This window comes from Cupriavidus sp. U2 (assembly GCF_009663685.2).
Lineage (GTDB): Bacteria > Pseudomonadota > Gammaproteobacteria > Burkholderiales > Burkholderiaceae > Cupriavidus > Cupriavidus necator_C.
In genome coordinates this window covers 202394-227453 of the sequence record NZ_RCOG02000012.1, presented here as the reverse complement: position 1 = coordinate 227453, position 25060 = coordinate 202394, and the positions used below count along the sequence as shown (strand labels likewise).

21 protein-coding genes are annotated in these 25060 nt (G+C 67.0%); 14 read left to right on the top strand and 7 right to left on the bottom strand.

Annotated features, from left to right (window positions below; all coding sequences use genetic code 11):
• Nucleotides 1–252: 252 nt before the first annotated feature.
• Together adk and D9X30_RS11240 are read left to right on the top strand one after the other, a co-directional pair.
• On the top strand, nucleotides 253–918 hold the full coding sequence (gene adk / locus D9X30_RS11245; RefSeq protein WP_153946653.1) for an adenylate kinase: 666 nt from the start codon (nucleotides 253–255) through the stop codon (nucleotides 916–918).
• 190 nt (nucleotides 919–1108) lie between these two features.
• Nucleotides 1109–1867 (top strand): 3-hydroxyacyl-CoA dehydrogenase, encoded by a 759-nt coding sequence (locus D9X30_RS11240; RefSeq protein ID WP_153946652.1) that lies wholly within the window; start codon nucleotides 1109–1111, stop codon nucleotides 1865–1867.
• A 12-nt stretch (nucleotides 1868–1879) separates the two neighbouring features.
• Here the strand turns inward: D9X30_RS11240 and D9X30_RS11235 are convergent, their stop codons facing one another.
• Nucleotides 1880–2674 carry a helix-turn-helix transcriptional regulator gene (locus tag D9X30_RS11235; RefSeq protein WP_153946651.1) on the bottom strand — a complete coding sequence of 265 codons (795 nt, stop codon included), beginning with the start codon at nucleotides 2672–2674 and terminating at the stop codon, nucleotides 1880–1882.
• 132 nt (nucleotides 2675–2806) lie between these two features.
• On the opposite strand from D9X30_RS11235, the gene D9X30_RS11230 reads away from it, so the two are divergent.
• Nucleotides 2807–3577, top strand: coding sequence for a class I SAM-dependent methyltransferase (locus D9X30_RS11230; protein ID WP_153946650.1), 771 nt, complete (start codon nucleotides 2807–2809; stop codon nucleotides 3575–3577).
• Nucleotides 3578–3613: 36 nt separating this feature from the next.
• Here D9X30_RS11230 and D9X30_RS11225 read toward each other — a convergent pair whose 3' ends face one another.
• Nucleotides 3614–4519, bottom strand: a complete 906-nt coding sequence (locus tag D9X30_RS11225; protein ID WP_153946649.1) for a LysR family transcriptional regulator — start codon at nucleotides 4517–4519, stop codon at nucleotides 3614–3616.
• Between the two features lie 94 nt (nucleotides 4520–4613).
• Between D9X30_RS11225 and D9X30_RS11220 the strand changes: the two genes are divergently transcribed.
• Complete coding sequence (locus D9X30_RS11220) at nucleotides 4614–5639, top strand: bile acid:sodium symporter family protein (RefSeq protein WP_153946648.1); 1026 nt, start codon at nucleotides 4614–4616, stop codon at nucleotides 5637–5639.
• Nucleotides 5640–5706: 67 nt separating this feature from the next.
• On the opposite strand, the gene D9X30_RS11215 is transcribed toward D9X30_RS11220, so the two are convergent.
• Both D9X30_RS11215 and tsaE read right to left on the bottom strand, forming a co-directional pair.
• Nucleotides 5707–7218 (bottom strand): N-acetylmuramoyl-L-alanine amidase, encoded by a 1512-nt coding sequence (locus D9X30_RS11215; protein WP_153946647.1) that lies wholly within the window; start codon nucleotides 7216–7218, stop codon nucleotides 5707–5709.
• Complete coding sequence (gene tsaE / locus D9X30_RS11210) at nucleotides 7212–7745, bottom strand: tRNA (adenosine(37)-N6)-threonylcarbamoyltransferase complex ATPase subunit type 1 TsaE (RefSeq protein WP_153946646.1); 534 nt, start codon at nucleotides 7743–7745, stop codon at nucleotides 7212–7214. Before tsaE ends, D9X30_RS11215 begins: the two co-directional genes overlap by 7 nt.
• Nucleotides 7746–7761: 16 nt before the next feature.
• On the opposite strand from tsaE, the gene queG reads away from it, so the two are divergent.
• Complete coding sequence (gene queG, locus D9X30_RS11205) at nucleotides 7762–8955, top strand: tRNA epoxyqueuosine(34) reductase QueG (protein WP_502799627.1); 1194 nt, start codon at nucleotides 7762–7764, stop codon at nucleotides 8953–8955.
• A gap of 46 nt (nucleotides 8956–9001) precedes the next feature.
• On the opposite strand, the gene D9X30_RS11200 is transcribed toward queG, so the two are convergent.
• On the bottom strand, nucleotides 9002–9895 hold the full coding sequence (locus tag D9X30_RS11200) for an AEC family transporter (RefSeq protein WP_153946645.1): 894 nt from the start codon (nucleotides 9893–9895) through the stop codon (nucleotides 9002–9004).
• A gap of 153 nt (nucleotides 9896–10048) precedes the next feature.
• Between D9X30_RS11200 and D9X30_RS11195 the strand changes: the two genes are divergently transcribed.
• The 6 genes from D9X30_RS11195 to plsY all read left to right on the top strand — a co-directional run bounded on the left by D9X30_RS11195 (nucleotide 10049) and on the right by plsY (nucleotide 14652).
• Entirely contained in the window at nucleotides 10049–10666 is a 618-nt protein-coding gene (locus D9X30_RS11195; protein ID WP_153946644.1) for a chalcone isomerase family protein, read from the top strand.
• 105 nt (nucleotides 10667–10771) lie between these two features.
• Nucleotides 10772–11761 carry a tripartite tricarboxylate transporter substrate binding protein BugE gene (locus tag D9X30_RS11190; protein WP_153946643.1) on the top strand — a complete coding sequence of 330 codons (990 nt, stop codon included), beginning with the start codon at nucleotides 10772–10774 and terminating at the stop codon, nucleotides 11759–11761.
• Nucleotides 11762–12029: 268 nt separating this feature from the next.
• Complete coding sequence (locus D9X30_RS11185) at nucleotides 12030–12509, top strand: methylated-DNA--[protein]-cysteine S-methyltransferase (RefSeq protein WP_153946642.1); 480 nt, start codon at nucleotides 12030–12032, stop codon at nucleotides 12507–12509.
• A complete protein-coding gene (gene xerD / locus D9X30_RS11180) occupies nucleotides 12506–13414 on the top strand; it encodes a site-specific tyrosine recombinase XerD (RefSeq protein ID WP_153946641.1) in 909 nt (302 codons plus the stop codon). The genes D9X30_RS11185 and xerD overlap by 4 nt, the downstream gene beginning before the upstream one ends.
• A gap of 22 nt (nucleotides 13415–13436) precedes the next feature.
• Nucleotides 13437–13928, top strand: coding sequence for an aminoacyl-tRNA deacylase (locus D9X30_RS11175; protein ID WP_153946640.1), 492 nt, complete (start codon nucleotides 13437–13439; stop codon nucleotides 13926–13928).
• Between the two features lie 115 nt (nucleotides 13929–14043).
• Nucleotides 14044–14652, top strand: a complete 609-nt coding sequence (gene plsY, locus D9X30_RS11170) for a glycerol-3-phosphate 1-O-acyltransferase PlsY (RefSeq protein WP_153946639.1) — start codon at nucleotides 14044–14046, stop codon at nucleotides 14650–14652.
• Between the two features lie 6 nt (nucleotides 14653–14658).
• Here plsY and D9X30_RS11165 read toward each other — a convergent pair whose 3' ends face one another.
• Together D9X30_RS11165 and D9X30_RS11160 are read right to left on the bottom strand one after the other, a co-directional pair.
• Nucleotides 14659–15942 (bottom strand): ATP-binding protein, encoded by a 1284-nt coding sequence (locus tag D9X30_RS11165; RefSeq protein WP_153946638.1) that lies wholly within the window; start codon nucleotides 15940–15942, stop codon nucleotides 14659–14661.
• 36 nt (nucleotides 15943–15978) lie between these two features.
• Complete coding sequence (locus D9X30_RS11160) at nucleotides 15979–16713, bottom strand: response regulator (protein WP_066739401.1); 735 nt, start codon at nucleotides 16711–16713, stop codon at nucleotides 15979–15981.
• 308 nt (nucleotides 16714–17021) lie between these two features.
• Here D9X30_RS11160 and D9X30_RS11155 point away from each other — a divergent pair, with 308 nt between their 5' ends.
• Genes D9X30_RS11155 through D9X30_RS11145 form a run of 3 tightly spaced genes read left to right on the top strand, consistent with a single transcriptional unit; the run spans nucleotide 17022 to nucleotide 25048 of the window.
• Nucleotides 17022–18551, top strand: coding sequence for an MdtA/MuxA family multidrug efflux RND transporter periplasmic adaptor subunit (locus D9X30_RS11155; protein WP_153946637.1), 1530 nt, complete (start codon nucleotides 17022–17024; stop codon nucleotides 18549–18551).
• A gap of 21 nt (nucleotides 18552–18572) precedes the next feature.
• Nucleotides 18573–21752, top strand: coding sequence for an MdtB/MuxB family multidrug efflux RND transporter permease subunit (locus D9X30_RS11150; protein ID WP_153946636.1), 3180 nt, complete (start codon nucleotides 18573–18575; stop codon nucleotides 21750–21752).
• The gene (locus D9X30_RS11145) at nucleotides 21752–25048 is read left to right on the top strand and encodes an efflux RND transporter permease subunit (RefSeq protein ID WP_153946635.1); all 3297 of its coding nucleotides are present in this window, start codon (nucleotides 21752–21754) and stop codon (nucleotides 25046–25048) included. Before D9X30_RS11150 ends, D9X30_RS11145 begins: the two co-directional genes overlap by 1 nt.
• Nucleotides 25049–25060: the final 12 nt, after the last annotated feature.

Genomic DNA, 25060 nt, shown 5'->3' with positions numbered 1-25060 from the left:
CGGTGGGGAGATAAAGATCGAGCCGCCCGGATGCGCGCCGCTGGCCAGTCGCCGCGAATTGCAGGACCTTCGCACGACAGCCAGACGACGCTGCGCTTCGGGCGCCGCGCATGAGCGGACGCCGGCATATGCCTTGACCTTCACGTAGCGACGTCGAGGCATGGCCGGACGTAAGTCCCGCGTCAAGTTGCAGCGGTACCCTCCTTCCATAGATCCCGCCAGACCGAATTCAAATACCTTGAGGACCCGTAAATGCGTTTGATCCTGTTGGGCGCGCCTGGCGCCGGCAAAGGCACGCAAGCCAAGTTCATCTGCGAGAAGTTCGGCATTCCGCAAATCTCCACCGGCGACATGCTGCGCGCCGCGGTGAAGGCCGGTACGCCGCTGGGCATCGAAGCCAAGAAGGTGATGGACGCGGGCGGACTGGTGTCGGATGACATCATTATCGGCCTCGTGAAGGACCGTCTTAAGCAGCCGGACTGCGCAAAGGGCTATCTGTTCGACGGATTCCCGCGCACGATTCCGCAGGCCGAGGCCATGAAGGAAGCCGGCGTGGCCATCGACTACGTGCTGGAAATCGACGTGCCGTTCGATGCCATCATCGAGCGCATGAGCGGCCGCCGTGTCCACGTGGCGTCGGGCCGTACCTACCATGTGCGCTACAACCCGCCGAAGGTGGAGAACGTCGACGACGAAACCGGCGAACCGCTGATCCAGCGCGACGACGACAAGGAAGAGACCGTGCGCAAGCGCCTGGAAGTCTATTCGCAGCAGACCCGCCCGCTGGTGGACTACTACTCGGACTGGGCCACCAAGGGTGACGCTTCGGCCAAGGTTTCGCCGCCGCAGTATCGCAAGATCTCGGGCGTGGGCGACGTGGACAAGATCACGGCAAGCGTGTTCGAGGCGCTGAAGTAAGCCGCTGAAGTCAGCCGCCCTGCGCTGCAGGACACCGGAAACGGCCCAGGCATTCCTGGGCCGTTCTTGTTTTTGGGGCTGACCCGGGCTTACGTGGGGCGGCGGTTTACGTTAACGTAAACGGCAGCAATGCGCGGCACTCAACTTGCGGCACCAGATCGCCGCATTTCAAAAACAAGGAGACAGACCGATGGACATCCAGGGCAACGTATTCATTGTCACCGGCGGCGCGTCGGGGCTGGGCGCGGGCACCGCGCGCATGCTGGCGCAGGCGGGCGGCAAGGTCGTGATCGCCGACCTCAACGAGGCGGCGGGCACCGCGCTGGCCCAGGAGCTGGGCGGCCAGTACGTGAAGTGCGATGTCACGTCGGAAGCCGATGGCCAGGCCGTGGTTGACGCGGCGCGCAAGCTTGGCCGGCTGTCTGGCCTGGTCAACTGCGCCGGCATTGCGGTGGCCGCCAAGACCGTGGGCAAGAATGGCCCGCATCCGCTCGACGCGTTCGAGAAGACCATCCGCGTGAACCTGATCGGCACGTTCAACATGATCCGGTTGGCGGCGGCGGCGATGGTGGAAAACACGCCCGATGCCGAAGGCGAGCGCGGCGTGATCATCAATACGGCGTCGGTGGCGGCCTTCGATGGCCAGATCGGCCAGGCGGCCTATGCGGCGTCCAAGGGCGGCGTGGTGGGCATGACACTGGCCATCGCCCGCGATCTGGCCCGCGACGGTGTGCGCTGCATGACCATCGCGCCGGGCCTGTTCGAAACGCCGATGTTGCTGGGCATGCCGCCCGAAGTGCAGGACGCGCTGGGCAAGATGGTGCCGTTCCCGCCCCGCCTGGGCCGTCCGGCGGAGTTCGCAAAGCTGGCGCAGGCCATTATCGGCAACACGATGATGAACGGCGAAGTGATCCGCCTGGACGGCGCGATCCGCATGCAGCCGAAGTAAGGCAGCCCTCGCCTACGCCGGCGGCAGCAGCATCGCCAGCAGCAAGCCCGGCACGGCCGGCGGCACCAGCGTCAGCTGCTCCAGATAGATCAGGCCGCGCGCGGGATGATGAAAGCCGCGCCGGCCGCCCTGCCGTTCCTCGACATCCTGCGACCGCCAGGCGTTGGCGAATGCCGGACTGTCCGCCATCAGCTGCTCCACCAGCCCGCGCGTGGGCGGGTCTTCCGCATGGCGCAGGCTGTGCACGCGAAATTCCGCCACCAGCCGCGCCGCCCGGTGCGGCCAGTCTTCCACCAGCGTCTGCAGGCCGGGCGACAGGAACATGGCCCGCAACAGATTGCGCTCGGTGCTGGCGTCGTCGAGCCATCCCACGAACAGATCGGCCGCCGCATCGTTCCAGGCCAGGGCCGTCCACTGCCGATCGAGCAGATAAGCCGGTGCCGCAATCGCCTGCACACTGGCCAGCAGCGCCGGAGGGACCATCGGCTCGGCGTCGTGCCGGGGCTCGGGCTTGCCGGCCAGCGCAAACAGATAGGCGCGTTCCGCGCGCGACAGGCGCAGGGCCTGCGCCAGGCTTTCCAGCGCACGCACCGACATCGCCACCGGACGCCCCTGCTCCAGCCACGTGACCCAGGTGGCGCTGAGCCCGGCCAGTTGCGCCACCTCCTCGCGGCGCAGACCTGGCGTGCGGCGCCGCCGGCCAAGTGGCAGGCCGACCTCGGCCGGGTTCAGCCGCTCGCGATGATTGCGCAGGAAAGCACCCAGTTCGGATTCGCGTGAGGGGGCGGGAAGGGGCTCGACGGACATGGCTGGTGGCGCTTATACCAGGATAAAAGAGTGACTTGTACCGGGAAAACACGGCGTCTACAGTACGTGAACCTCCGGGCCCGGGCAATCCCCCCTTCCTTTCATCCTTCCAAAAAGAACGAGGCACCCCTCATGCAACAGCAGGAACTCGTCGCCGCCCAGTTCGGCGCCACCGCCAGTGCGTATCTCACCAGCACCGTCCACGCCCAGGGCGCGGATCTGGAACAACTCAGGCAGGCGCTGGCACACCTGAAGCCCGTGGCGCACAGCCGCGTGCTCGACCTGGGCTGCGGCGCCGGCCATGCCAGCTTTGCCGCCGCAACGGTTGCCAACGAAGTGGTGGCTTACGACCTGTCGGCCGAAATGCTCGAGGTCGTGGCCGGCGCCGCCCGGGACCGTGGCCTGTCCAATATCACCACCCGGCAAGGCGCCGCCGAACGGCTGCCGTTTGACGATGCCAGCTTCTGCGCCGTCGTCTCCCGCATGAGCGCGCATCACTGGCGCGACGTGCCGGCCGCGCTGCGCGAAATCCGCCGCGTGCTCAAGCCCAACGGCAAGGTGGTGCTGATCGATATCGTCGGCGCCGAAGACCCGCTCTGCGATACCTGGCTGCAATCGGTGGAACTGCTGCGCGATCCGTCGCATATCCGCGATTACACGCCGGTGGGCTGGGCGCGCCTGTTCGGGCAGGCGGGATTCGAGGTAGAGGTGTCGCCGGTGTGGCGCATCGAGATCGAATTCGAGAGCTGGGTGGCGCGCATGCGCACGCCCGAGGTAGCACAGGCCGCCATCCGCCACCTGTGGGACAAGGCCCCTGCCGAAGTGCGCGACCGCTACCGCGTGCAGGCCGATGGCAGCTTCGCGCTGGAGGCCGCGCTGGTCACGGCCGTGCCGGCGCGCTGATGCGCGGCAGCTTCGCAACGATGGCGCCCGGGTGACTTAGTCAGTCACCACTTCGGCCGGGATCGGCAGGGTCTGGACCATTTCCCAGACCGCGGCGGCGGCCGGTGACAGCGATCTGTCTTCGCGCCGCACCATGACGATGCGGCGTTCCTCGCGCGGGGTCAGCGGCCGGGACACCAGCGGCGACGCCGCCGGCAATGGCAGCGAGAACGACGGCAGCACCGAGGCGCCGATCCCGGCCTCCACCATCCCGAACACGCTGGCCGAGTGGCCCAGCTCCTGTACCACCTGAGGCGCCACACCGTGGCGCGCCAGAATGCGGTCGATCAGCGGCCGGCTGCCCGACGCAAAGTCCAGCAGCACCAGTCGCTCGCCATGCAGGGCGCTCCAGGGCACGGAATCGGCGCTGGCCAACGGGTGGTCGCGCCGGCATACGAAGCAGAACGGATCGGTGGCCAGGGGCGCAATCGTCAGCCCTTCCCGTGCCAGCGGATCGATCAGCACGCCGAAGTCCACCGCCCCGGCGCGGATCTGTTCGAGCCCGTCGGCCTGCACGTTGTCGCGTACAAACAACCGGATCTCGGGGTACCGGCTGGCGCAGGCCGCCACATACATCGGCATCAGCCGCGCCGAGATGGTCGGCGCGCTGGCTATCACCACCCTCCCCCGATAGCGCTCCCCTAACTGCCGGGTTTCTTCGAGTGTGTCGTCGAGCTGGCCCAAAAGTCGCTCCAATGCCGGGACCAACGCGGTGCCGGCGTCAGTCAGCACCACTTCACGCGTGGTGCGGTCCAGCAAACGGACGCCAAGCGCCTCTTCCAGTTCGGCCACACCTCGGCTGACGGCCGGCTGGGTAAGGCCCACGGCATCCGCCGCCCGGCTGAAACTGCCGTGCGCGGCCACCGCAAGAAAGACCCGTAACTGCCGGAGTGTGTAATTCATGCAACTAAAAAATGAATAAATACGATAAATGAATTTGCATTCTAAGCAAGACAAGCGTCCAATACCAAGCGGAAACCCTTACGCACTATCCCCAATGGCTACCCTTCTCGCCCCTTTCAAAAAGATCTACGACCTGATTGACGGGTTCGTTCTCATCATGCTGTGCGCGATCGGCATTGCGCTGGTGGCGCCGGAGATTGGCGCGGGCAACGGCCCGCTGCATCTCGGCATCGTCACCAGCCTGGGTGTCGCGCTGGTATTTTTCCTGCACGGCGCTGCATTGTCGCGCGACAAGCTCGTGGCCGGGGCCAAGCACTGGCGCCTGCACGTCTTCGTGCAGTCGTTCACGTACATCGTGTTCCCGATCGTGGGTGTACTGCTGATGCTGTCGCTGCGCAACACGCTGCCGGCCGAACTGCTGCTTGGTGTGTTCTACCTGTGCGCGCTGCCGTCCACGGTATCGTCGTCGGTGGCCATGACGTCGATGGCGCGCGGCAATGTGCCGGGCGCCATCTTCAACGCCACCATCTCGGGCCTGATCGGCATGGCGCTGACCCCGCTGCTGATGGGCCTCGTGATCAGCGCCAGTGGTGCCTCGATGCCGCTGGGCCGCGCGCTGACGGGCGTGGCGCTGCAATTGCTGCTGCCGTTTGCACTGGGCCAGGCATTCCGCCCGCTGATCGGCAACTGGCTGGCCAGGAAGAAGCAGATCACCAACAAGATCGACCGTGGCGTGATCGTGCTGATCGTATATTCGTCGTTCTGCGATGCCACCGCCGCCGGCCTGTGGCACCAGTACTCCTGGCAGACCATTGGCGCGGTGATGGGCATCGCCGCCGTGATGCTGTTCGTGATCCTGGGCACCACCACGTTCACCGCGCGTCGTCTGGGCTTCTCGGTCGAGGACGAAATCACGGCCGTGTTCTGCGGCTCGAAGAAGAGCCTGGCCAACGGCATCCCGATGGCCAAGATCCTGTTTGCCGGCCATCCGGCGCTGGGCCTGCTGGTGCTGCCGCTGATGGTCTACCACCAGCTGCAACTGATCGTCTGCTCGGTCATCGCCGCGCGCTATGCCAGCCGCGACGAAGTCAAGGAAGCCCGCAACGCGGTGCGCGCCTGATCGCAGTTCGTCCAGTCCAACAAAAAAAACGGCGCTTCGGCGCCGCTTTTTGTTGAGATTCGGTGTCTTACACCGACGGATTCCTCGACAGCGGCGGGTTCTTGGCGAAGTACGCCTTGATACCGCGCAGAATCGCGTTGGCCAGTTGCTCCTGGTGTGCGTCGTCGTTGAGCTTGCGCTCCTCTTCCGGATTGGAAATGAACGCGGTCTCGATCAGGATCGACGGGATATCGGGCGCCTTCAGCACGGCAAACCCGGCCTGCTCGACGCTGCCCTTGTGCAGCCGGTTGATGCCGCCGATTTCCTGCAGCACCGACTTGCCCACCTGCATGCTGTCGTTGATCTGCGCCGTGGTGGACAGGTCCAGCAGCACGCGCGACACCTGGGCGTCCTTGTTGCCCATGTTGGTGCCGCCGATCAGGTCGGCATTGTTTTCCTTGTTGGCCAGCCAGCGCGCGGCCGAACTCGACGCGCCGCGCTCGGACAGCGCGAACACCGACGCGCCGCGCGCTTCCGGCGACACGAACGCATCCGCGTGGATCGACACGAACAGGTCGGCCTGCACGCGGCGCGCCTTCTGCACGCGCACGTTCAGCGGCACGAAGAAGTCCGAATCGCGCGTCATCATGGCGCGCATATTGGGCTCCGAATCGATCTTCTTGCGCAGGCGCGAGGCGATCTGCAGCACCACGTCCTTCTCGCGCGACCCGGCGGCGCCAATGGCGCCGGGATCTTCGCCGCCGTGGCCGGGGTCCAGCGCCACGGTCAGCAGCCGGCGCATCTTGAACTGGCTTGGCGGCGGCACATTGGTCTGCGCGATCGGCGGCGGCACGGGCGGCGCGGCCGGCTTGTCCACCGTGGACGGCGCCGACGGCTTCGGCTTCACGGCGGCGATGGCGGGCGGCGGTGCCGTGGTGGCCGGCGGCAGCTGGCCGCGGTCCTCGAACTTGCGAACGATGGCCCCGATGGCGTCTTCCTCGGCCCCCGCGGGCGCGCCGGCAACCGTGGCGTCACTGCCCGCGGGCGGTGTGGTCGAGGCAAAACGGCGCTGCTTGTCTTCGGTGTCGCGCACGAGCTTCCAGAGCGGATCGGGCGGATTGACCGGATACAAATCAAACACTAGCCGGTTCTTGTACTCGGCAATCGGCAGCAGCGTGAACACCTGCGGAGACACGTCTTCCTTCAGGTCGAACACCATCCGCACCACGCGCGGCCGGTTCTGGCCCACCCGTACCGACTGGATATAGGGGTCGTTCGGCGTGATCTTGGCCACCAGCTCGCGCAGCGTGGGCGAGAGGTCCAGGCCATCGATGTCCACCACCAGGCGGTCCGGGTTGCGGATCATCTGGTGAACGGCCACGAGCTTCTCGTCCGATTCGATCGTGACGCGGGTGTAATCCTCGGCGGGCCAGACACGCACGGCCACGATGCCGGCGCCAAAGGCGATCTGCGGGCCGCACAGCGACAGCACCACCGTCCCGGCGCCGGCCTTCAGGGCCTGCGCCATCCATTTGCGGCGGGCCTGGAGCAGTCCGTCGGGTCCATCGGGTCGGTCGGTGGCAAGTCGCTTGATCAGCATGCGTTCAGCAGGGTAAGTCCAGTGGGAGTATAGGCGCGCAGCGTTGCCATGCGGCGATCCGCGCCATCTTCATTCCCATTAACGGCAATTTGTGGCACGCGGTTGTCCGATTGGAGCAACACGTGCAGATCGGGTTCCCCAAGCAGGCGTCCGGCTTTCTCCGGCCACTCCACCAGGTTGAACGCCGGCTCGGCGAAACAGTCGCGAAAACCGGCGTCGATCCATTCCTCGGGATCGGCAAAGCGGTACAGGTCGAAGTGGTAGACGGTCAGCGGCGAGCCATCGGCGCGCTGCACGTCGTAGGGCTCGCACAACGTGTAGGTGGGGCTGCGGACCTTGCCCGCGTGCCCCAGCGCACGCAGCACGGCGCGCGACAGCGTGGTCTTGCCCGCGCCAAGGTCTCCGGACAGCTGGACATGCACCGTGCGCGGCGGCATGTGGCGCACCGCGCCGGCCAGCGCCGCGCCAAACCGTTCGGTGGCGATTTCGTCGGGCAGCGGCAGGATGCGTTCTTCGAGCAGGGGCATTGCGTACAATTCAGGGATGATCGACCGTGCAGTGCCCGCCCCGACCCCCGCGCAACGCGCGCATCCCGCAGAAGATTCCGCTCCGGCGCACCCAGATTCCGCCTCCGTCACTACGGACGTGGACCTGGCATCGCTGGCGGCGTCCCTGCGCGGCTGGGGCCGCGCGCTCGGATTCGACGAAATCCGTATCGCCGATGTCGATCTGCGGCACGCCGAGGCGGGCCTGCTGGCGTGGTTGCAGGCGGGCTACCACGGCGACATGGATTATATGGCCAACCACGGCGCAAAGCGCGCCCGGCCGCATGAACTGGTGCCCGGCACGGTGCGCGCCATCGTCGCCCGCATGCCCTACCTGCCGGCGCGGGGACCCGACGACTGGCGCCGCCACGAACTGGCGCGGCTCGACGATCCCGCCACCGCCGTGATCTCGCTCTATGCGCGCGGCCGCGACTATCACAAGGTGCTGCGCAACCGGCTGCAGCAGCTGGCGGCGCGCATCGAGACGGCCATCGGCCCGTTCGGCTACCGCGTGTTCACCGATTCGGCCCCGGTCATGGAAGTGGCGCTGGCCAGCCAGGGCGGCCTGGGCTGGCGCGGCAAGCACACGCTGCTGCTGGACCGCGACGGCGGGTCGATGTTCTTCCTGGGCGAGATCCTGGTCGATATCCCGCTGCCGGCGGACCCGGCAGAAGCGCCCCATTGCGGCAATTGCCGCCGCTGCATCGACATCTGTCCCACCGGGGCCATCCTGGAGCCGTTCCGGCTCGATGCGCGCCGTTGTATTTCTTACCTGACGATCGAGCACAAGGGCGCGATTCCCGAGCCATTGCGCGCGCCAATGGGCAACCGGGTGTACGGCTGCGACGACTGCCAGCTGGCCTGTCCGTGGAACAAGTTCGCGCACCGTGCCACGCTGCCCGATTTCGACGTGCGCAACGGCTTCGACGCCCCCGACATGGCCGACCTGTTCGGCTGGACCGAAGCCGAATTCAACCAGCGGCTCGAAGGCAGCCCGATCCGCCGCATCGGCCATGAACGCTGGCTGCGCAACCTGGCGGTGGGGCTCGGCAACAGCCTGCGCGTGGCATCGGCCAGCGATCCCGCCCTGGCCCAGCGCATTCGCGCCGCGCTGCTGGCCCGGCGCGACACCGCCACGCCGCTCGTGCGCGAGCACATCGACTGGGCTCTGGCCCAGGACACCGCCGGCTGAACCGTCCGAACGGCCTGAACGGTCGGAGCGGCCTGAAGCCCGAGACCTAGCTGACCAGCGACAGCCAGACCGGCGTGGTCACCACCGCCGCCACCGTCATGGCGGAAATGGTGGCGGCCACCATCGGCCCGTTGCCGCCCATGCGCACGGCCAGGATATAGGCGCTGGACGCCGTCGGCAGCGACGCATAGATGACCACGATCTGGTACTGCAGCGCGGTCAGCGGCAGGTACTTGCCGACCAGCCACGCAAAGCACGGCATGGCCAGCAGCTTCACGCCGCTCCACCAGGCCATCGGGCCGGCCGTGCCGGTGGCACCGCTCATCTGCAGGCCGGCGCCCACGGTCATCAGGCCCAGCGCGGTCGATGCCGAACCCAGGCGGCCCAGCGTCATGCCGATCACCTCGGGCGGATGCAGGCCCAGCAGGTTGGTGGCCAGGCCGATGGCCGTGGCCAGGATCAGCGGATTGCGCGCCAGTTCGCGCAGCAGCGTCGATTCGCCATGCCGCGCCAGCGCCCAGACCGCCGCCACGTTGCACAGCGGCACCGTCACGCCGACCACCAACGCCATCAGCGCCAGCCCTTCTCCGCCACCGAGCCGCGCCGCCAGGGCCAGCCCGATATAGGAATTGAAGCGGAAAGCGGTCTGGAAGCCCGACGCGAAGTCGATCGGGGCGGGCCGCAGCACGTAGCGCACCAGATAGCCGGTGGCCATGCCGAAGACCATCGTGGCCAGCGCCAGGCCAAGCATGGCCGAGGTCGACGAGACGTCGAACTTCGCACTGTTGGTGGATTGCAACAGCAGCGCAGGGAACAGCACGAAATAGACCAGGCGTTCCACGCTGGCCCAGAACGCGCGGTCAAAGGGGGTAAATCGAACCAGCAGCCAGCCGATGAGGATCAGGCTGAAGTCCGGCACCAGCAGCAGGGCGGCAGACATGTCTCGAATGCTTTGTCGTTATCGTGGTGCCCGACGGCCGGCTTCGCGAAAAGTGAAGCCTAGGGCAGATCCGGATGGGTATTTTTTCAGAATTCCACGAACATGGCACGCTGAATCTGCCTTGCCCGCGGCTTTGCCGCCGCCTGCCGCACCATGAAGTCCACGCCGTCTTCGTTCCGCCGAGCCACGCCTGCCCGCCGCCTTGCCGTTTCGCTGTGCGCGACGCTGGCGCTCGGCCTGCTGTTGCCGTCGGTATCGGCCATGGAGATTGACGGCGTGCGATTCGACGACATGGCACGCCTGGGCGGCCGGCAGTTGTCGCTCAACGGCACGGGCCTGCGGCAGGTATTCGTGATCAAGGGCTACGCGGCCGGGCTGTACCTGCCCGAGCGGGCCCGCAACGCCACCGTGGTGCTGGGCTCGCCGGGCCCGAAGCGGCTGCAGATCCGCCCGCTGCGCGAGGTGGAATCGGCGCAGTTCGTCAAAGCCCTCAACGAGGGGCTGCGCGAGAACCACTCGGCGCTGCAGATGCAACTGCTGTCCGAGCGCGTGACGCAGTTGGAACGCACGATGAGTCAGCTGGGCACGGCCCAGCGCGGCGACATCATCAATTTCGACTTCACGCCCAATGGCGGAACCGCCGTGACGCTGAACGGCATTCCGCGTGGCCAGGCCATTCCGGGCGAAGACTTCTACCAGGCGGTGCTGCGCATCTTCCTGGGCGAACACCCGGTGGACCGCAACCTGAAGCGCGGCCTGCTGGGCGGCTGATTCCGAAGCACGCCGGCGCAACGCTGCAACCGCGGCGGCACGCCGGTGTTTCATGACCTCCCCGGGCGCGATCCGCCCGGCTTCAACGACGGGAGACTCTCCTCAATGCAAGCTCACAAGAAAGCACTGATCCTGGCTTCGACGGTCTTCATGGCCGCCGGCTCCGTGGCATCCGTAGCACAAGCACAGAGCAACTATCCGACCAAGCCGATCCGCCTGATCATTCCGTTCGCGCCGGGCGGCACGACCGACATCGTGGGCCGCGGCGTGGCCGACCAGATGAGCCGTATCCTGGGTCAGCCGGTGGTGGTGGAAAACCGCGCCGGTGGCGGCGGCTCGATCGGCGCCGACGCCATCGCCAAGTCGGCCCCGGACGGCTACACGATCGGCATCTCCACGGTGTCGACGATGGCCGTGAACCCGGCTTGCAACCCGAAGCTGTCGTACGACCCGATCAAGGACTTCAAGCCCATCGCCAACGTGGCCAACGTGGCCAACGTGATCGCGGTGAACCCGAACTTCCCGGCCAAGGACTACAAGGAATTCCTGGCCGTGCTGAAGGCCAACCCGGGCAAGTATTCGTATGCGTCGTCCGGCACCTGCGGCTTTGGCCACATGCTGGGCGAGCAGTTCAAGGTGTCCACCAAGACGTTCATGGTGCACATTCCGTACCGTGGCGCGGGCCCGGCGCTGAACGACGTGCTGGCCGGCCAGGTGCCGATCATGGTGGACAACCTGCCCTCGTCGATGCCCTACATCAAGGCCGGCAAGCTGCGCCCGATCGTGGTGGCCTGGAACAAGCGCGTGGAAGGCCTGCCCAACGTGCCGACCTTCGGCGAAATGGGCCTGAAGGAGCCGAACGATCCGGCCTGGTACGGCCTGGTGGCCCCGGCCGGCACGCCTGACGACATCATCGCCAAGCTCAACGGCGCGGTGGTCAAGGCGCTGCAGGACAAGGGCTTCGTGGATCGCCTGCAAGCCGCCGGCGCCGAGCCGTCGGGCAACACGCCGGCCCAGCACGCCGCCGAAATCAAGAAGGAATTCGACAAGATGAAGAACCTGGTGAAGGTTCAGAACATCAAGCTGGAGCAGTAAGCCGTTTGACAGGCCCTGGTGTACTCCTCTCTCCCGCTTGCGGGAGAGGGGTCGGGGGAGAGGGTAAAGCGCCTGATTTCCCGGCAATTTTCGTCAAGGACCACTTCGCGTGGTCCTTCTTTTTTGTGGTGCGGGTTCTGGCGTGGAAGGTGCTTGACGCGCCTTGGCCTCTCCCGCGCCCTCTCCTGCGCGGGAGAGGGAGAAAACCAGGGGTGTGCAACGCAAATAGGCATAGAATCCGGCCTAGCCCTCTCAACCGCCATCCCCCATGCCACATCCCTTCGATGCCGTCCTGCCCGCGCCATTCGGCAAGGTCGGCGTACGTATCGATGGCGCGCAGGTTCACGAGCTCGTCTACCTGCCCGACAGCTTTGCCGAAGTTGCGCCAACCAGCGCATTGACGCAGCGCGTGGCCGAGCAGCTCGCGGCCTACTACGACAACCCCGACATGGTCTTCGACCTGCCGCTGGCCACGCGCGGCACCGACTTCCAGCGCAAGGTCTGGGATGCCATCCGCGCCGTGCCGCGCGGCGGGCTGACCACCTACGGCACCATCGCCAGATCGCTGCAGAGCATGCCGCGCGCGGTGGGCCAGGCGTGCGGGCAGAACTGGTTTCCGATCGTGATCCCGTGCCACCGCGTGGTGGCGGCCAACGGGCTCGGTGGCTTCGCCCATCACGGCGAGGAGGGCTTCCACCTGGGCGTCAAGCGATGGCTGCTGCGCCATGAAAGGGCGATGCTCCTATGAGCGCGGGGCTGGCCGAAGACCTGGCGCTGGTCGACCGCTTCTGCGATGCGCTGTGGCTCGAAGACGGGCTGTCGAAGAACACCATCGACGCCTATCGGCGCGATCTGGCGCTGCTGGCGCGCTGGCTGCACGAAAGCGACACCTGCACGCTGCTGGCCGCGGACGACACGGCGCTGTCCGCCTACTTCGCGGCACGCCACACCGCAACCCGCGCGTCGTCCGCCAACCGCCGCCTGACGGTGTTCCGCCGCTTCTACCAGTGGGCGCTGCGCGAGCACATGATCAACGCCGATCCCTGCCTGCTGCTGCGCCCGGCCAAGCAGCCGCCGCGCTTTCCGAAGACGCTGTCCGAAGGCCAGGTCGAGGCGCTGCTGGAAGCCCCCGACGAGGACACCCCGCTGGGCCTGCGCGACCGCACCATGCTCGAACTGATGTATGCCAGCGGGCTGCGCGTGTCCGAGCTGACGAACATGAAGACGATCGAGATCGGGCTCAACGAGGGCGTGGCACGCGTGGTGGGCGGCAAGGGCAACAAGGAACGGCTGGTGCCGTTTGGCGCCCAGGCCGGCGACTGGCTGCGCCGCTACCTGGCCGAAAGCCGGCCCGCGCTGCTGGCCGGCCGCGCCTGCGACGCACTGTTCGTCACCCAGCGCGGCGAAGGCATGACGCGCCAGACGTTCTGGCACCTGATCAAGAAGCATGCGCGCGAGGCCGGCATCCATGCCCCGCTGTCGCCGCATACGTTGCGGCATGCCTTTGCCACGCATCTGCTGAACCACGGGGCCGACCTGCGCGTGGTGCAGCTGCTGCTGGGCCATGCCGATATCTCCACCACGCAGATCTACACGCACGTGGCGCGCGAGCGCCTGCGCGAGCTGCACCAGCATCACCATCCGCGCGGCTGAGCCGGCGCTGACATTCCGTTCCATGAGCAAGCAGAAACACGTCTCCGAGACACCGGCCACGCAGATGCTGCGCAAGCAGGGTGTGGCGTTCGGCGAGCATACCTACGACTATGTCGACCACGGCGGCACCGGCGAATCGTCGCGCCAGCTTGGCGTGCCCGAGCACAATGTGGTGAAGACGCTGGTGATGGAGGACGAGGCCGCCAGGCCGATGATCGTGCTGATGCATGGCGACTGCTCGGTATCGACCAAGAACCTGGCGCGGCAGATCGGCGCCAAGAGCGTGCAGCCGTGCAAGCCCGAGGTGGCCCAGCGCCACAGCGGCTACATGGTGGGCGGCACATCGCCGTTCGGCACGAAGAAGCGCATGCCGGTCTACGTGGAAGGCACTGTGCTGGCGCTGGACACCGTCTATATCAACGGCGGACGGCGCGGCTACCTGATCAGCATCGCCCCGGGCGTGCTGACCGATCTGCTGGACGCCAGGCCGGTGGCTTGCGCGTTGCCCGACTGATGGCGATCAGGCCGCCCGCCGAATTGTCGGAAGCCGGGGAAACCACGGCGTGCGTCGGCGCCGTGCCGCGCTACAATCGCGCCAGCCTGAAATTCCTTGTCTTTATTCCCACACAATGGTCAACCTGATATTTGCCGTCATCGCCTACCTGATCGGATCGGTGTCGTTCGCCGTGGTGGTCAGCAAGGTCATGGGCCTGCCCGATCCGCACAGCTACGGCTCCGGCAACCCCGGCGCCACCAACGTGCTGCGCACCGGCAACAAGAAGGCCGCGATCCTGACGCTGATCGGCGATGGCCTGAAGGGCTATGTGGCGATCATGCTGGTCAAGCACCTGGGCCCCGGCTACGGCGTGGACGATACCGGCATCGCGCTGGCCGCGCTGGCCGTGTTCCTGGGCCACCTGTTCCCGGTATTCCACCGCTTCGCGGGCGGCAAGGGCGTGGCCACCGCGGCCGGCATCCTGTTCGCGATCGACCCGCTGCTGGGCGCCGGCACGCTGGCCAGCTGGCTCATCATCGCGTTCTTCTTCCGCTATTCGTCGCTGGCCGCCCTGGTGGCCGCGATCTTCGCGCCGTTCTTCTACGTGCTGATGTTTGGCGTGGATATCATTGCCGGCGCCGTGCTGGTCATCGGCATCCTGCTGATTGCCCGCCACCGTAGCAATATCGCCAAACTGCTGGCCGGCAAGGAAAGCCGGATCGGGGAAAAGAAGAAGGTCTGAGCGCGATCAGGCCGCCTGCGCCATCGCCGTGAACGGGAACACCATCTCCACGCGCAAGCCGCCTTCGTCGCGGTTGCTGATCGTCAGTCTGCCCCCGCCCTGCCTGACCAGCCGATCGACAATGGCCAGGCCCAGCCCGGAATGCGCATTGCCGCCGCGTGCCGGATCCAGCCGCACGAACGGCATGGTCACGCGCTCGATGGCGTCGGCCGGGATGCCCGGCCCCTGGTCTTCCACGGTCAGGCACCATCCCTCGGCGGTGCGCGACGTCGCCACATAGACCGGCGGGGCCCCGTAGGCGTACGCGTTGTCCACCAGATTGCCGATGATGCGGTCCAGCTGGGTGGCGATCATGCGGAAGCCGTCGCCGGCGGTCAGTTCCAGCACCACCTGCCTGTCCTGCTCCTGCAGCGACGCCGCCAGTTCTCCAATGCGCTTGTCCACCGGCACCGGCCGGGCCGTCGGTTCGCTGCTCTGCGCAAAGGTCAGGAACTGCTCCACGATGGCCGACATCGAGTCCACGTCGCGCGTCACACCGGCCGCCGCCTTGGGGTCCGACAGCATCTCGGCCCGCAGGCGCAGCCGCGCCAGCGGCGTCTTCAGGTCGTGCGCGATGCCGGCCAGCATCGTGTTGCGCTCCTGGTCGATACGGAACAGGTCGGCCACCATGCGATTGAAACGCACGATCAGCTGGCGCAACTCGTGCGGCCCGCGCTCGCGCAGCGGCGGCACAGCCTGCTGGCGCGACAGCTTTTCGGCCGCTTCGGCCATATCGCGCACCGGCCGCTGGATTTGCCACGCCACGAACAGCGCGAAGACGATGGCCACCCCTACCACCAGCACCACGCCCGGGATCAGCCGGTTGTCAGGCGGCGGGTTATGCACGAACAGGATCGGCATGGCGATCCAGCGGTTGCGGTTGGGCAGCTTGATCCAGAGCCGGGGGGTGGACAGTTCGTCCTCCAGCCGCACTTCGGAGCCCGGCGGCAGGCGGCGCGTGAACTGGTCCACCAGGCGGCGCGGCCGCCCCCCTTGCGGGCGGCCGGCGTGCTCGTCCGCCGCGGCGGTATCGGCCACTTCGACCAGGCTCGGCAGCGGCACGGGCGGCCTGGCGTCGAGGGCGCGCTGGATGCTGTCCAGCTGGAACAGCATCTGCTCGACCGAATAGTCGATCTGCTGCTGGCGCCGATCCATGCGCAGGATGGCAAGCCACGAGAAATGGCTGATCATCAGCACGGCGGCGATCAGCAGCGCCATGCGGCCGAACAGGGTGTCGATTCTTAGCTTCATGCCTTGGCTTCATGCGGAGGCTCCATTACGGGAGCCCTATTGCGGAACGCTGTCCTCGGCTTCGTCAGGCACAAAGGTGTAGCCCCGGCCACGTACGGTCTGGATATAGCGCGGGCGCTGCGCGTCTTCATCGAGCAGCCGGCGCAGGCGCCAGATCTGGACGTCGATGCCCCGGTCGCTGATGCCGTTGGCGGTGCCATACATCAGTTCGACGATACGCTCGCGCGACAGCACTTCCAGCGGATGCATCAGCAACAGCTTCAGCAGCGCGAACTCGGTATCGCTGATCGACACGGCCTGGCCGCTGCGTTCCAGCGAACGCTGGCGGAAATTCACCCGGAACGGGCCGAAGGCGATCGATTCGCGGTCTTCCGGCGCCGCGGCCGGGCGGGCCAGCTTGCGGCGCAGCACGGCGTTGATGCGGGCCAGCAGCTCGCGCGGCGAGAACGGCTTGCCCAGGTAGTCGTCGGCGCCGATCTCCAGCCCGACGATGCGGTCGATTTCGTCGCTGCGCGCGGTCAGCAGGATCACGGGGATGTCGTCGTTCTTGGCCCGCAGGTTGCGCAGGGCGGTCAGGCCATCAACCTTGGGCATCATCAGGTCCAGCACGATCAGCGCCGGGCGCTCGCGCTCCAGCCGGGCCTGCAGGCCATCGCCATCGTGCAGCACCGACACCGCAAAGCCTTGCGAGGTCAGGTATTCGCGCAGCAGGTCGCGCAATTCGGGATCGTCGTCGACGACGAGAATCTGTGTGGGCTGGTTTGTACGCATAGGCACATGATAGTCAGGACGGGCATGCAACCTTGCAAATGCCCGGGACGGTTTTGTTTCTGGACGTTACACCCAGGCCGCCCGTAACCCGCTGTAATAAAAGCGGGAAACCGCGAAATACGTGGGATCACGGCTGCACATTATGCTTGCATCCATGACGCGCCCCGCCGGGCGCCATCCCACCTGACGGCGGGTCGCCTTGCCCTCCCGATGCGGCATACTGCTGCCACTTCGCCGTCACAGTCGCTGTGCGAATACCGTTTGGCACGCGCGCCTTTTATGTCGTGCCGGTTCCCAGGATTCCGTTCATGTCCCACCCAGAACAAGGTCAACCTATTCCCCCCACCCCGCCGCGCGGCCCGGTCCGTCTGCGCCGCCGCACCTGGATTGCCGTCGCCGTCATGGTCGTGCTGGCGGGCGCCGGCTGGTACTGGCACAGCCACCGCAAGGCGGCGCAGGAGGCAGCGGCCGGCACACCGGGCGCCGCCAGCGGGGCGGCAGGCATGGGGGCAGGCCGACGCGGGGCGGGCGGGGCCGGCGGCCAGGGCGGGCCGAACGCCATGCCACGCTCGCCCGTGGTGGTCAATACGGTCAGCAAGCGCAACATGGATGTGGTGCTCAATGGCCTGGGCAACGTGACGCCGGTGGCCAACGTCACCGTGCGCGCGCAGGTGTCCGGCCCGTTGCTGAAGGTGTTGTTCAAGGAAGGCCAGATGGTCAAGGCCGGCGACGTGCTGGCCGAAATCGATCCGCGCCCGTTCCAGGCCGCGCTGGACCAGGCCGTGGGCCAGCTGGCCCGTGACCAGGCGCTGCTGCAGAACGCCCGGCTGGACCAGCAACGCTACAGGACGCTGCTGGCGCAGGATTCGATCTCGAAGCAGCAGGTGGACACGCAGGACGCGCTGGTGCGCCAGTACGAAGGCGTGGTCAAGACCGACCAGGGCAACGTCGACAACGCGCGGCTGAACCTGGGCTACACGCGCATCGTGGCGCCCACCTCGGGCCGCATCGGCCTGCGCCAGGTGGACCCCGGCAACATCGTCAGCACCGGCGACACCAATGGCATCGCCCTGATCACGCAGATCCAGCCGATCACCGTGCTGTATACGATTCCCGAGGACAACCTGCCCGCCGTGCTCAGGAAGCTGAACGCCGGCGAGAAGCTCCAGGTGCAGGCGTGGGACCGCCAGATGCGCAACCAGCTGGCCGAGGGTTCGCTGCTGACCACCGACAACCAGATCGACACCACTACCGGCACGGTCAAGCTCAAGGCCATCTTCCAGAACACCGACGGCATGCTGTTCCCGAACCAGTTCGTGAACGTGCGCACCCGCGTGGATACCATGGAAGACGCCACGGTGATCCCGGTGGCCGCCATCCAGCGTGGCCAGCAAGGCACCTTTGTCTATGTGGTGGGCGACGACAACACCGTGAAGGTTCAGGTGGTGACGCTGGGCCCGAGCGATGGCGCCCGCACCGCCGTGCTCAAGGGCGTGGAGCCCGGCCAGCGCGTGGTGGTGGACGGCGCGGACCGCCTCAAGGAAGGCATGGTCGTGGAAGCGGTGGACCCGGCCGCGCGCGCCGCGCAGCTGCAGCCGTCGAGCGCCCCGCGCGCGCGTGGCCGCCGTGGCAACTGGGGCGGCGCCAGCGGCGCGCATGGCGGCGCAAGCGGCACCCATGCGGCACCGGGCGCGGCCAGCGACGGGGCGGGCGCTTCGGCAGCGGCTGGCGCACCAGTCGAACGCCGTCGCATGCGCGACGCGGACAGCAGCCCGAATCCGGCCACCAGCACGCCGGCGAACCCGGGCGCCAGCGTGGGCCAGCGGCCGCAGCAGTAAGAGAAGAGACAGGGAAGCGGCATGAATCCTTCACGCATCTTTATCGAGCGGCCGGTGGCCACGGCCCTGCTGATGCTGGCCATCCTGCTGTCGGGGCTGGTCGCATTCAAGCTGCTGCCGCTCTCCGCCCTGCCCGAGGTCGATTACCCGACCATCCAGGTCACCACGCTGTACCCCGGCGCCAGTCCCGACGTGATGACCTCGTCGGTCACGGCGCCGCTGGAGCGCCAGTTCGGCCAGATGCCGGGCCTCAAGCAGATGTCGTCGTCGTCATCGGGCGGCGCGTCGGTCATCACGCTGCAGTTCGAGCTGACGCTGTCGCTGGACGTGGCCGAGCAGGAGGTGCAGGCCGCCATCAACGCCGGCGGCAACCTGCTGCCCGCCGACCTGCCGATGCCGCCGGTCTACAGCAAGGTCAATCCGGCCGACGCGCCGATCATGACGCTGGCGATGACGTCCGACACCCTGCCGCTGCCCAAGCTGCAGGACATGGTCGACACCCGCGTGGCCGCCAAGATCTCGCAGATCCAGGGCGTGGGCCTGGTCACCATCAGCGGCGGCCAGCGCCCCGCCGTGCGCATCCAGGCCAACCCGACCGCACTGGCCAACCTCGGCATGTCGATCGACGACCTGCGCACCGCCATCGGCAGCGCCAACGTCAACGGTGCCAAGGGCAGCTTCGACGGCCCGTCGCGCGCATCGACCATCGACGCCAACGACCAGCTCAAGTCGGCCGACGAGTACCGGCAGATCATCATCGGCTACCAGAACGGCGCGCCGATCCGCATCACCGACGTGGCCGACATCATCGACGGCCCCGAGAACAGCCGACTGGCCGCGTGGGCCAATGCCAAGCCGGCCATCGTGGTCAATATCCAGCGTCAGCCGGGCGCCAACGTGATCGAGGTGGTGGACCGCATCAAGACGCTGCTGCCGCAGCTGCAGTCGGCGCTGCCGGCCTCCGTCCATGCGCAGGTGCTGACTGACCGCACCACCACGATCCGCGCCTCGGTCAAGGACGTGGAGTTCGAGTTGCTGCTGGCCATCGCGCTGGTGGTGATGGTGATCTTCGTCTTCCTGCGCAACCTGTCGGCCACGATCATCCCGGGCGTGGCCGTGCCGCTGTCGCTGGTGGGCACGTTCGGCGTGATGTACCTGGCCGGCTTCTCGATCAACAACCTCACGCTGATGGCGCTGACCATCGCCACGGGCTTCGTGGTGGACGACGCCATCGTGATGATCGAGAACATCATGCGCTACATCGAGGAAGGCGATTCCCCGATGGAGGCCGCGCTGAAGGGGTCCAGGCAGATCGGCTTCACGATCATCTCGCTGACGTTCTCGCTGGTGGCCGTGCTGATTCCGCTGCTGTTCATGGGCGATGTGGTCGGACGGCTGTTCCGCGAGTTCGCGATCACGCTGGCGGTGTCGATCCTGATCTCGGCCGTGGTGTCGCTGACGCTGACGCCGATGATGTGCGCCCGCCTGCTGCGCCATGTGCCGGAGAGCGAACAGTCGCGCTTCCACGTGGCCACGGGCCGCTTCTTCGACAATGTGATCGACCGCTACGGCCGGGCGCTGGAATGGGTGCTGGCGCGCCAGACCGCCACGCTGGTCGTGGCCGTCGGCACGCTGGTGCTGACCGGCCTGCTCTATCTGCTGGTGCCCAAGGGCTTCTTCCCGGTACAGGACACCGGCGTGATCCAGGCCATCACCGAGGCCGCGCAGACCAGTTCGTTCCAGTCGATGGGACGCAAGCAGGAAGCCGTGCAGAAGGTGATCCTGGCAGACCCGGCGGTGGCCAGCGTGTCGTCGTTCATCGGCGTGGATGGCACCAACCAGACCATCAACGCCGGGCGCATGCTGATCAACCTCAAGCCCAAGGGCGAGCGCGATTCGATGGCCGTGGTGACCGACCGCCTGCAGGAGGCGGTGCACAAGCTCGGCGGCGTGTCGCTCTACATGCAGCCCGTGCAGGACCTGACGATCGAAGACCGCGTGGCGCGCACCCAGTACCAGTTCACGGTGGAAGATCCCGACCCGACCGTGCTGGCCGAATGGGTGCCGAAGCTGGTCGAACGGCTGCAGCGCGAGCCCGAACTGCGCGACGTGGCCAGCGACCAGCAGAACAACGGCCTGCGCGCCTTCGTGGAGATCGACCGCGACGCCGCCGCCCGTTTCGGCATCACCACGGCGGTGATCGACAGCGCGCTGTACAGCGCGTTCGGCCAGCGCCTGATCTCGACCATCTTCACCCAGTCCAGCCAGTACCGCGTGGTGCTGGAAACCATGCCGGAATTCCGCACCAGCCCCGCATCGCTGGCCGAACTGCGGCTGCCGTCGTCGTCGGGCGGCCAGGTGCCGCTGGGCTCGATCGCGCGGATTTCCGAACGCACCGGCCCGCTTGTGATCAACCACCAGGGGCAGTTCCCGGCGGCCACGATCTCGTTCAACCTGGCGCCGGGCGAATCGCTGGGTGCCGCCGTCGACAAGATCACCAGGGTGGAACAGGAAATCGGCCTGCCGATCTCGATGTCCACCGAATTCCAGGGCGCCGCGCTGGCCTTCCGGGCATCGCTGTCGAACACGCTGTGGCTGATCCTGGCCGCCGTGATCACCATGTACATCGTGCTGGGCGTGCTGTACGAGAGCACCATCCACCCGGTGACGATCCTTTCCACGCTGCCGTCGGCGGGTGTCGGCGCGCTGCTGGCGCTGCTGGTCTTCCAGCAGGACCTGGGCATCATCGCGATCATCGGCATCATCCTGCTGATCGGCATCGTCAAGAAGAACGCGATCATGATGATCGACTTCGCGCTCGAAGCCGAACGCGAGCATGGCATGAAGCCGTACGACGCCATCTTCCAGGCCTGCCTGCTGCGGTTCCGGCCCATCCTGATGACCACCATGGCCGCGCTGCTGGCGGCGCTGCCGATGATGCTGGGCTCCGGCATCGGCTCGGAACTGCGCCGGCCGCTGGGTATCACGATGGTGGGCGGCCTGCTGGTCAGCCAGGTGCTGACGCTGTTCACCACGCCGGTGATCTACCTGGCGTTCGACCGCGTGGCATACCGCCTCAAGGACTGGCGCGTCCGCAGGTTCGGCAATCCGAACGGCGGCGACGATGACCGCAACGACGGCGACGATGGCAGCCACGGCGGCCACCGCGTGACGCCGCGTCCGCAGGAGCCGAACGCCTGATGAACCTCTCGGCCACCTTCATCCACCGCCCGGTAGCGACCGCGCTGCTGACCATCGGCATCCTGCTGGCCGGCATTGCGGCGTTCCGGCTGCTGCCGGTGTCGCCGCTGCCGCAGGTGGACTTTCCCACCATCTCGGTCTCGGCGTCGCTGCCCGGCGCCAGCCCCGAGACCATGGCCGCCACCGTGGCCACGCCGCTGGAGCGGGCGCTGGGCGCCATCGCGGGCGTGACCGAGATCACGTCGAGCAGTTCGCTGGGCTCCACGCGCGTGACGCTGCAGTTCGACCTGTCGCGCGACATCGATGGGGCCGCCCGCGACGTCCAGGCGGCCATCAATGCATCCCGCGCCACGCTGCCCACCAGCCTGCCGAACAACCCCACCTACCGCAAGGTGAACCCGGCCGACGCGCCGATCATGATCATCGCGCTGACGTCGCCGACGATGACGCGCGGCCAGCTGTACGACGCGGCGTCGACGATCCTGGCCCAGAAGCTGTCGCAGGTGGAAGGCGTGGGCCAGGTGACGATCGGCGGCTCGTCGCTGCCGGCAGTGCGGGTGGAACTGAATCCGACCGCGCTGAACCACTACGGCATTTCGCTGGAGGACGTGCGCAACACGATCAGCGCCACCAACGCGAACCGGCCGCTGGGCATCCTGGACAACCCCGACACGGCATGGCAGGTCTATGCCAACGACCAGGCGATGGCGGCCAAGGATTACATGCCGCTGATCATCCGCTACGCCACGCCGGGCACCTATTCGTCGACATCGGCCGGCGCGCTGATCGCCAGTACGGCCAACGCGGCCGCGGGCGGCAACGTCAGCACCAAGACCGTCAACGGCGTCACCACCACCACGATCACCACCAGCAGCGGCACCACCACCATCAGCACGGGTGCCACGGGCGGCAACGTCAACAGCGGCGGCCCGAACTCGTTTGCGGTGCCGGTGCGGCTGCAGGACGTGGCCAATGTGGTGGATTCGGTGCAGGACATCCGCAACGCGGGCTCGGCCAACGGCCAGCCGTCGGTGCTGCTGGTGCTGAACCGCTCGCCGGGCGCCAACATCATCGAGACCGTGGACCGCGTCAACGACGTGCTGCCGCAGCTGCGCAAGATGGTGCCGGCCACGATCTCGCTGGACGTGATGATGGACCGCACGCCCACCATCCGCGCGTCGCTGCGCGAGGTGGAGCACACGCTGATGATCTCGGTGGCGCTGGTCATCATGGTGGTGTTCGTGTTCCTGCGTAACGTGCGCGCCACGCTGATCCCGAGCGTGGCCGTGCCGGTGTCGCTCGTGGGCACGTTCACGATCATGTACCTCGCCGGGTTCTCGCTGAACAACCTGTCGCTGATGGCGCTGACGATCGCCACGGGCTTCGTGGTCGATGACGCCATCGTGGTGCTGGAGAACATCTCGCGGCACATCGAGGAAGGCATGAAGCCGTTGGCCGCCGCGCTGCGCGGTGCGCGCGAAGTGGGGTTCACGGTGCTGTCGATGAGCCTGTCGCTGATCGCGGTGTTCATTCCGCTGCTGCTGATGGGTGGCATCGTGGGCCGGCTGTTCCAGGAATTCGCGATCACGCTGTCGGTGGCCATCCTGGTGTCGCTGGTGGTTTCGCTGACCACCACGCCGATGATGTGCGCCCGGCTGCTGCGCCCGGTGCATGAAGAGACGCAGGGGCGCTTTCACCGGGCCACGGAACACCTGTTCGTGCGCCTGCAGAACGGCTATGCGCGCACGCTGGGCGTGGCGCTGCGCCATGGCCCGGTGGTCTGGATCGTGCTGCTGCTGACCATTGCGCTGAACGTCTACCTGTACGTGATCGTGCCCAAGGGCTTTTTCCCCCAGCAGGACACCGGGCGGCTGATCGGCTTTATCCGTGCGGACCAGGCCACGTCGTTCCAGCTGATGCGCACCAAGCTCGACAACTTCATCAAGATCGTCCAGTCGGACCCGGCCGTGGTCAACGTGACGGGCTTCACGGGCGGGTCGCAGCGCAACACGGGCCAGATTTTTGTCACGCTCAAGCCGCTGTCCGAGCGCAAGGAGACGGCCGACCAGATCGTGGCGCGGCTGCGCGGCAAGCTGGCCAGGGAGCCCGGCGCGAGCCTGTTCCTGACGCCGGTGCAGGACATCCGCATCGGCGGGCGCCAGAGCAGTTCGGCCTACCAGTTCACGCTGCAGTCCGATGACCTCGATGTGTTGCGCTCATGGGAACCCAAGGTGCGCGCGGCGATTTCGAACATCAAGGGCCTTGAGGACGTGGACACCGACACCAACGACAAGGGCCTGCAAACGTCGGTCATCATCGACCGCGATACGGCATCGAAGCTCGGCGTCACGGCCCAGCAGGTCGATGCCATCCTGAACGACGCATTCGGCCAGCGGCTGGTGTCGACGATCTATCACCCGCTGAACCAGTACCGCGTGGTCATGGAGCTGAGCCCGGAATACCTGCAGGGCCCGCATGCGCTGCAGGACATTTACGTGGTCACAGGCGGCGGCAAGCGCGTGCCGCTATCGGCCTTCGCGCGCGTGACGCCCACCAGCACGCCGCTGGGCGTGAATCACCAGGGCCAGTTTGCCGCGTCCACCATCTCGTTCAACCTGGCCGAGGGCTATTCGCTGTCGCAGGCCACCGACGCCATCAAGCTGGCCATGGCGCAGATCGGCGCACCCGAGACGCTGCAGGCCAACTTCGCGGGGGGCGCCAAGGCATTCCAGGATTCGCTCAAGAGCCAGCCGCTGCTGATCCTGGCCGCCATCATCACGATCTACATCGTGCTGGGCATACTGTACGAAAGCTACGTTCACCCGCTGACGATCCTGTCGACGCTGCCGTCGGCGGGCGTGGGCGCGCTGCTGGCGCTGCTGCTGTTCAAGACCGAGTTCAGCATCATCGCGCTGATCGGCGTGATCCTGCTGATCGGCATCGTCAAGAAGAACGCCATCATGATGATCGACTTCGCCATCGACGCCGAACGGCGCGACGGCCTGAGCCCGCGCGACGCCATCTACCGCGCCTGCCTGCTCCGTTTCCGGCCGATCATGATGACCACGGCCGCCGCGCTGCTGGGCGCGGTGCCGCTGGCGCTGGGCCGCGGCGATGGCGCCGAACTGCGCGCGCCGCTGGGTATCTCGATCGTCGGCGGCCTGGTGGTCAGCCAGTTGCTGACGCTGTACACGACGCCGGTGGTCTACCTGACGCTCGACCGCTGGCGCCTGAAGGTCAATGCCTGGCGCGCACGCCGGCAGCAACGCGGCACCGCGCCGCAACTCGAACACTGAAGAACGCATCCG

Coding starts and splice junctions, on each gene's coding strand:
- adk (WP_153946653.1), top strand. CDS start 253: ATGCGTTTGATCCTGTTGGGCGCGCCTGGCGCCGGCAAAGGCACGCAA.
- D9X30_RS11240 (WP_153946652.1), top strand. CDS start 1,109: ATGGACATCCAGGGCAACGTATTCATTGTCACCGGCGGCGCGTCGGGG.
- D9X30_RS11235 (WP_153946651.1), bottom strand. CDS start 2,674: ATGTCCGTCGAGCCCCTTCCCGCCCCCTCACGCGAATCCGAACTGGGT.
- D9X30_RS11230 (WP_153946650.1), top strand. CDS start 2,807: ATGCAACAGCAGGAACTCGTCGCCGCCCAGTTCGGCGCCACCGCCAGT.
- D9X30_RS11225 (WP_153946649.1), bottom strand. CDS start 4,519: ATGAATTACACACTCCGGCAGTTACGGGTCTTTCTTGCGGTGGCCGCG.
- D9X30_RS11220 (WP_153946648.1), top strand. CDS start 4,614: ATGGCTACCCTTCTCGCCCCTTTCAAAAAGATCTACGACCTGATTGAC.
- D9X30_RS11215 (WP_153946647.1), bottom strand. CDS start 7,218: ATGCTGATCAAGCGACTTGCCACCGACCGACCCGATGGACCCGACGGA.
- tsaE (WP_153946646.1), bottom strand. CDS start 7,745: ATGCCCCTGCTCGAAGAACGCATCCTGCCGCTGCCCGACGAAATCGCC.
- queG (WP_502799627.1), top strand. CDS start 7,762: ATGATCGACCGTGCAGTGCCCGCCCCGACCCCCGCGCAACGCGCGCAT.
- D9X30_RS11200 (WP_153946645.1), bottom strand. CDS start 9,895: ATGTCTGCCGCCCTGCTGCTGGTGCCGGACTTCAGCCTGATCCTCATC.
- D9X30_RS11195 (WP_153946644.1), top strand. CDS start 10,049: ATGAAGTCCACGCCGTCTTCGTTCCGCCGAGCCACGCCTGCCCGCCGC.
- D9X30_RS11190 (WP_153946643.1), top strand. CDS start 10,772: ATGCAAGCTCACAAGAAAGCACTGATCCTGGCTTCGACGGTCTTCATG.
- D9X30_RS11185 (WP_153946642.1), top strand. CDS start 12,030: ATGCCACATCCCTTCGATGCCGTCCTGCCCGCGCCATTCGGCAAGGTC.
- xerD (WP_153946641.1), top strand. CDS start 12,506: ATGAGCGCGGGGCTGGCCGAAGACCTGGCGCTGGTCGACCGCTTCTGC.
- D9X30_RS11175 (WP_153946640.1), top strand. CDS start 13,437: ATGAGCAAGCAGAAACACGTCTCCGAGACACCGGCCACGCAGATGCTG.
- plsY (WP_153946639.1), top strand. CDS start 14,044: ATGGTCAACCTGATATTTGCCGTCATCGCCTACCTGATCGGATCGGTG.
- D9X30_RS11165 (WP_153946638.1), bottom strand. CDS start 15,942: ATGAAGCTAAGAATCGACACCCTGTTCGGCCGCATGGCGCTGCTGATC.
- D9X30_RS11160 (WP_066739401.1), bottom strand. CDS start 16,713: ATGCGTACAAACCAGCCCACACAGATTCTCGTCGTCGACGACGATCCC.
- D9X30_RS11155 (WP_153946637.1), top strand. CDS start 17,022: ATGTCCCACCCAGAACAAGGTCAACCTATTCCCCCCACCCCGCCGCGC.
- D9X30_RS11150 (WP_153946636.1), top strand. CDS start 18,573: ATGAATCCTTCACGCATCTTTATCGAGCGGCCGGTGGCCACGGCCCTG.
- D9X30_RS11145 (WP_153946635.1), top strand. CDS start 21,752: ATGAACCTCTCGGCCACCTTCATCCACCGCCCGGTAGCGACCGCGCTG.